Source organism: Amnimonas aquatica, assembly GCF_002943415.1.
Classification (GTDB): Bacteria; Pseudomonadota; Gammaproteobacteria; order Pseudomonadales; family Moraxellaceae; genus Perlucidibaca; species Perlucidibaca aquatica_A.
The window spans coordinates 1-6,250 of the sequence record NZ_PTQZ01000100.1 but is presented as its reverse complement, the minus strand read 5'-3'; the positions used below and the strand labels follow the sequence as shown (position 1 = coordinate 6,250).

Below are 6,250 nucleotides of genomic sequence, written 5' to 3'. Positions count from 1 at the left end.
GCGCCAGCAGGAAAGCCGTGCGCACGCGGGGCCTGAGGCCGTCGAGCATGACCGCGATCTGGTCCAGCAGTTCGAGCACCAGATGCTCCTGCTCCGGTGATCCGGCCTCCGCCTCGGGCAGGCTGGCGAGCGCTTCCAGCCAGGCGCGGCGCAGCGATTCGCGGCGCCAGTGGTCGATGACCAGGCCGCGCGCGATGGTGGTCAGGAAGGCGCGCGGTTCCTGCGGGCGGGGCTGGGCGGGCCGCTGCAGCAGGCGCAGGTAGGTGTCATGGGTCAGGTCTTCGGCCTGCGCCACGCAGCCGAGGCGACTGCGCAGCCAGCCGAACAGCCAGCGGTGGTGGTCGCTGTAGAGAGCCTGGATGTCCAGGGAGCCGCCGTGTTCTGCCGACATGATCTGCGCCCGGGCGTCGCCCATTTGCAAATGAGAATTTATCTCATTGTAGGGGTGTCGCGACAGGCAGGCAAGGGGAGAGCGGAATGTTTTCGGGATGGCCGCGCGCGGCAGACCGAGGTCCGCGTGATCGGGAGGACCGGCCGGGGCCGGCCGTTTTCCCCATCACGCGGGCCCGTGCTCAACCCGCCAGCAGCTTCTTCAGCAGCTCGTTGACCACGGCCGGGTTTGCCTTGCCGCGCGAGGCCTTCATGGCCTGGCCGACGAAGAAGCCGAACAGCTTGGCCTGCTTGGCCTCGTCGGAGGCGCGGTACTGCTCGACCTGGGCGGCGTTGGCGGCGATCACTTCCTGCAGCACGGCCTCGATGGCGCCGGTGTCGGTCTCCTGCTTCAGACCCTGCTGCTCGATGATTTCGTCGGCACTGCTGCCTTCACCGGCCATCAGCGCCGCGAACACCTGCTTGGCGATCTTGCCCGAGATGGTGTTGTCGCCGATGCGCAGGATCAGGCCGCCGAGCTGGGCCGGCGAAACCGGTGACTCGGTGATCTCCTGCTCGGCGCGGTTGAGCGCGCCCAGCAGTTCGACCATGACCCAGTTCGCCGCCTGCTTGGCGGCCGGCAGGCCGCCGGCCGCCAGCACCGTGGCTTCGTAGAACTCGGCCAGCTCGCGGCTGGAGACCAGCACGCTGGCGTCGTAGGCGGGCAGGCCGAAGTCGGCCATGAAGCGGGCGCGGCGGGCCTCCGGCAGTTCCGGCAGGCTGGCGCGGATCTCGTCCAGCGTGGCGTCGTCGACTACCACCGGCAGCAGGTCGGGGTCGGGGAAGTAGCGGTAGTCGTTCGCCTCTTCCTTGCTGCGCATCGACCGCGTCTCGTTCTTGTTGGCGTCGTAGAGGCGGGTTTCCTGCACCACCTTGCCGCCGTCCTCGATGAGGTCGATCTGGCGCTGGATCTCGTGATTGATCGCCTTCTCGACGAACTTGAACGAGTTCACGTTCTTGATCTCGGCGCGCGTGCCCAGCGGGCCGCCGACCTGGCGCACCGACACGTTGCAGTCGCAGCGCATGGAGCCTTCGGCCATGTTGCCGTCGGAGATGTCGAGGTAGCGGATCAGCGCATGAATCGACTTCAGATACGCCACCGCTTCCTTGGCGGAGCGCAGGTCGGGCTCGGAGACGATTTCCAGCAGCGGCGTGCCGGCGCGGTTGAGGTCGATGCCGGTCATGCCCGAGAAGTCCTCGTGCAGCGACTTGCCGGCATCTTCCTCGAGGTGCGCGCGGGTGATGCCGATGCGCTTCACCGTGCCGTCATCGAGCGTGATGTCGATGTGGCCCTTGCCCACGATGGGGTGATCCATCTGCGAGATCTGGTAGCCCTTGGGCAGGTCCGGGTAGAAGTAGTTCTTGCGCGCGAACACGCTGCGCCGGCCGATCTCGGCATCGATGCCGAGACCGAAGCGGATGGCGTTGCGCACGGCGCCGGCGTTGAGCACCGGCAGCACGCCGGGCATGCCCAGATCGATCAGGCTGGCCTGCGTGTTGGGGGCGGCGCCGAAGGTGGTGGCGCTGCCGGAGAAGATCTTGGATCGGGTGTTGAGCTGGACGTGGACTTCCAGGCCGATCACGGTTTCCCAGGTCATGTCAGTCTGTTCCTCAGGCGAATGCGGCCGGAATCTGGCGGTGCCAGTCGGTGACTTGCTGATAGCGGTGCGCCACGTTGAGCAGGCGCGCCTCGCTCCAGTACGGGCCGATCAGTTGCAGGCCCACCGGCAGGCCGCCGCTGAAACCGGCGGGAATGCTCATGCCCGGCAGGCCGGCGAGATTGGTGGCGATGGTGTAGATGTCCTGCAGGTACATGGCGATCGGGTCGGCCTGCTTGGCGCCGAGCGCGAACGCGGTCTCCGGCGCGGTCGGGCCGAGGATCACGTCGCACTGCGCGAAGGCGGCGTCGAAGTCCTGCTTGATCAGGCGGCGCACGCGCTGGGCCTGCAGGTAGTAGGCATCGTAGTAGCCGGCGGACAGGGCGTAGGTGCCGATCATGATGCGGCGGCGCACTTCCTCGCCGAAGCCTTCGGCGCGCGAACGCTTGTACAGGTCTTCCAGGTCCTTCGGGCTGTCGCAGCGGTGGCCGAAGCGCACGCCGTCGAAGCGCGACAGGTTGGACGAGCACTCGGCCGGCGCGATCACGTAGTAGGCCGGCACCGACAGGCCGCTGTTGGGCAGGTCGACCTCCACCGTGGTGGCACCGAGCTTCTCCAGTTCGCGGATGGCGGTCTGGATGAGCGCGCCGGTGTCGGCGCTCAGGCCCTCGCCGAAGAACTGCTTCGGCAGGCCGATGCGCAGGCCCTGCAGGGAGTCGCCGAGCGTGGCGCGGTAGTCCGGCACCGGGTGGTCGATCGAGGTCGAGTCCTTGGCGTCGTGACCGGCCATGACCTGCAGCAGCAGGGCGGCGTCCTCGGCGGTCTGCGTCATCGGGCCGGCCTGGTCGAGGCTGGAGGCGAAAGCGATCATGCCCCAGCGCGAAATGCGGCCGTAGCTGGGCTTGAGGCCGGTGAGGTTGCACAGCGCCGCCGGCTGGCGGATGGAGCCGCCGGTGTCGGTGCCGGTCGCCGCCGGGGCGAGGCGGGCGGCCACGGCCGCGGCCGAGCCGCCGGAGGAGCCGCCGGGCACGCGAGAGACATCCCAGGGGTTCTTCACCGCGCCGTAGTAGGAGGTCTCGTTCGACGAGCCCATGGCGAACTCGTCCATGTTGGTCTTGCCGAGCATGACCAGGCCGGCGGCGTCGCAGCGGCTCACCACCTCGGCGTTGTAGGGCGAGATGAAGCTGTCGAGCATCTTCGAGGCGCAGGTGGTCTTCACGCCTTCGGTGCAGAAGATGTCCTTCTGCGCCAGCGGCACGCCGGTCAGCGCACCGGCGCTGCCGGCGGCGCGGGCGGCGTCGGCAGCGCCGGCCTGGGCCAGCGCGCGTTCCGGCGTCACCGTGATGTAGCTGTTGATGCCGCCGTTCGCCTTGCCGTCGAAACGGGCGATGCGGTCGAGGAAGTGCCGGGTCAGCTCGACACTGGAGAAATCGCGGCGCTCCAGGCCGGCGGCCAGCTCGGCCAGGGTCAGGGTGTGCAGACTCATGAAGCCTTCCTTAAATATGCGGTTATTCGACCACGCGGGGCACGAGGTAGCAGCCGTCCTGCACGGCGGGGGCGATGCGCTGGTAGTCGTCGCGGCGATCGCTTTCGGTGACCTCGTCGGCGCGCAGGGCCTGGGTGGCGTCCACCGGGTGGGCCATGGGCGCGATGCCGGTGGTGTCGGCGGCCTGCAGCTGGTCGATCAGGCCGAGGATGCTGTTCAGGCTGTCGGTGACGCGCTGCTGCTCGTCGGCGGGCAATTGCAGGCGTGCCAGGTGGGCGATGCGCGCCACCTGTTCGGCGGTCAGGGCCATGGTTGGCGATGCTCCGAAATAACGCCGCCATGCGGGCGCGGAGCCGGCCGGCGGACGCTTGGGATTGCGGGGAAAGTGCTGCAACTTATCACAGAACACAACTTGTCCAAAAGTCGCGCTTTGATTAACCTAATCGCCTCTTGGCGGGGTGGCGCTGTAAACCCCGCGGGCGCACACAGCGTCAGGCCCGACGCACTCAAATTTCCCGGATACCCCCATGCTGTTCAAACGACTCCTCGGCCTGTTCTCCACCGACCTTGCCATCGATCTCGGCACCGCCAACACTCTCGTCTACGTACCGGGCCGCGGCATCGTGCTCGACGAGCCGTCGGTGGTCGCCATCCGCCAGTCCGGCGCGACCAAGACCGTCGCCGCCGTCGGTACCGATGCCAAGCGCATGCTGGGCCGTACCCCGGGCAACATCTCCGCCATCCGTCCGCTCAAGGACGGCGTCATCGCCGACTTCGAGGTGACGGAGAAAATGCTGCAGTACTTCATCAAGAAGGTGCACGAGTCCGGCATCATGCCGCCGCGTCCGCGCGTGCTGGTCTGCGTGCCCTGCAAGTCGACGCTGGTCGAGCGCCGTGCCATCCGCGAGTCGGTGATCGGCGCCGGCGCCCGTGAAGTTCGCCTGATCGAGGAGCCCATGGCCTCGGCCATCGGCGCCGGCCTGCCGATCGAGCAGGCCTGCGGCTCCATGGTCGTCGACATCGGCGGCGGCACCACCGAGATCGCCGTCATCTCCCTGTCCGGCTCGGTCTACTCCGACTCCGTGCGCATCGGCGGTGACCTGCTCGACGACTGCATCGTGTCCTATGTCCGTCGCCAGCACGGCTGCCTGATCGGCGAAGCCACCGCCGAGCGCATCAAGCAGGAGATCGGCACCGCCTTCCCGGGCGGCGAGCTGCGCGAGATCGAGGTCCGCGGCCGCAATCTGGCCGAGGGCGTGCCGCGCACCTTCACGCTGAATTCGGATGAAATCCTGGGCGCCATCCAGGATCCGCTGACCGGCATCGTCACCGCCATCAAGAGCGCGCTGGAGCAGACGCCGGCCGAACTGTCGGCCGACATCGCCGAACGCGGCATGGTGCTGACCGGCGGCGGCGCGCTGCTGCGCGACCTGGACAAGCTGCTGGCCAAGGAAACCGGCCTGCCGGTGATCGTCGCCGAGGACCCGCTGACCTGCGTCGCCCGTGGTGGCGGACGCGCGCTCGAGTTCATCGACAACATCGCCTACGACATGCTGTTCCAGGACTGAGCGGCGTGTCCGCGGAAAGCCGGCTAGATGCCGGCTTTTTGCTTTCCGGCCGCTTGTGTCCGGTGTGCAGGTGTGTATAACCACAGAAGCTTCGAGCACCTGAGGGGGTCATCATAGACAGTTCGCTGTTCTCGCGCGGTCGCGGCGATACCTTGCAGTTCCTCATGGCGCTGGGCCTTTCCCTCGGGCTGCTGGCGGCCGACGGCCTGCGCTGGCCGAGCGTCGAGAAGACCCGTTCGACCCTCTACGATTTCTTCGAGCCGGTCTATGTCGGCCTGTCCTGGCCCGGCGCGCTGATCGAGGAAGTCAGCGACAGCCTGCGCTTCGGATCGTCGCTGCGCAGCGACAATGACCGCCTGCGCCAGCAGAACCTGATGCTGGCCGCGCAGGTCCAGAAGCTGTCCTACCTCGCCGGCGACAACGCCCGCCTGCGCGGCCTGCTGGCCGCTTCCGAAGGACTGCGCAGCCGGGTGCTGGTCAGCGAGGTCATCGGTGTCGACCCTGACCCGTCGCGCCACGTCATGATCATCAACCAGGGCCGTGACGCCGGCATCTACCGCGGCCAGGCCGTGCTCGATGCCCAGGGCGTGTTCGGCCGCGTGATCCAGGTCGGTCAGCGCACCTCCCGGGTCATGCTGGTCGCCGACCGCCTGCATTCTGTGCCGGTGCGCATCAACCGCAACGGAATCCGCGCCATCCTCAGCGGCACCGGCGACCTGCGCGAGATGCGCCTGCAGTACGTGCCCGAGAAGTCCGACGTGAAGCAGGGCGACCTGCTGGTGACCTCCGGCCTGGGCATCGACTTCCCGGCCGGCTACCCCGTCGGGCGGGTCACCGAGGTCATCCGTCAGACCGACGATGACCAGTTCCTCAACATCATCGCCGAGCCGGTCGCCACGCTCGATCGCAGCCGCTACGTGCTGGCGCTGTTCGAGAAGCCGCAGAGCGCCGAGCACCTGCACACGCAGCCGCTGAACGCCGACCCGGTGTTCCCGGCGCCGGTGACGCCGCCTGCTCCGGCCACGCCGGTCCAGGTGCCGGTCGATGCCGCCGCGCCGGCGGACACGCCGGCCGTGCCCGCGTCGCCCGCCACGCCTGCGCCCGCGGTCGCAGCTGTTCCGGCTTCGGCGACCCCGGCAGTGCTGCCGCCGAAGCCGGTGCAGTCGCCG

Annotated in this window: 6 protein-coding genes; 2 read left to right on the top strand and 4 right to left on the bottom strand. The window is 68.3% G+C overall.

The features are described from left to right. The 4 genes from C5O18_RS05385 to gatC form a co-directional block, all read right to left on the bottom strand. Window positions 1–391, bottom strand: a 391-nt coding sequence (locus C5O18_RS05385) for a sigma factor (protein WP_105192146.1), incomplete at its 3' end; no start/stop codon positions are given. Between the two features lie 181 nt (window positions 392–572). After that, complete coding sequence (gene gatB / locus C5O18_RS05380; RefSeq protein ID WP_105192140.1) at window positions 573–2,027, bottom strand: Asp-tRNA(Asn)/Glu-tRNA(Gln) amidotransferase subunit GatB; 1,455 nt, start codon at window positions 2,025–2,027, stop codon at window positions 573–575. A 13-nt stretch (window positions 2,028–2,040) separates the two neighbouring features. Continuing rightward, complete coding sequence (gatA, locus tag C5O18_RS05375) at window positions 2,041–3,513, bottom strand: Asp-tRNA(Asn)/Glu-tRNA(Gln) amidotransferase subunit GatA (RefSeq protein ID WP_241146750.1); 1,473 nt, start codon at window positions 3,511–3,513, stop codon at window positions 2,041–2,043. A gap of 22 nt (window positions 3,514–3,535) precedes the next feature. Continuing rightward, window positions 3,536–3,823, bottom strand: coding sequence for an Asp-tRNA(Asn)/Glu-tRNA(Gln) amidotransferase subunit GatC (gene gatC / locus C5O18_RS05370; RefSeq protein WP_105192138.1), 288 nt, complete (start codon window positions 3,821–3,823; stop codon window positions 3,536–3,538). Window positions 3,824–4,040: 217 nt separating this feature from the next. On the opposite strand from gatC, the gene C5O18_RS05365 reads away from it, so the two are divergent. Next, window positions 4,041–5,081, top strand: coding sequence for a rod shape-determining protein (locus C5O18_RS05365; protein ID WP_478209678.1), 1,041 nt, complete (start codon window positions 4,041–4,043; stop codon window positions 5,079–5,081). A gap of 110 nt (window positions 5,082–5,191) precedes the next feature. Further along, on the top strand, window positions 5,192–6,250 hold a 1,059-nt coding region (mreC, locus tag C5O18_RS05360; protein ID WP_338132503.1), incomplete at its 3' end, for a rod shape-determining protein MreC.

What these genes read in the sequence shown, in the direction of transcription:
- gatB (WP_105192140.1), bottom strand. Translation starts at nt 2,027, where the DNA reads ATGACCTGGGAAACCGTGATCGGCCTGGAAGTCCACGTCCAGCTCAAC.
- C5O18_RS05365 (WP_478209678.1), top strand. Translation starts at nt 4,041, where the DNA reads ATGCTGTTCAAACGACTCCTCGGCCTGTTCTCCACCGACCTTGCCATC.
- gatC (WP_105192138.1), bottom strand. Translation starts at nt 3,823, where the DNA reads ATGGCCCTGACCGCCGAACAGGTGGCGCGCATCGCCCACCTGGCACGC.
- gatA (WP_241146750.1), bottom strand. Translation starts at nt 3,513, where the DNA reads ATGAGTCTGCACACCCTGACCCTGGCCGAGCTGGCCGCCGGCCTGGAG.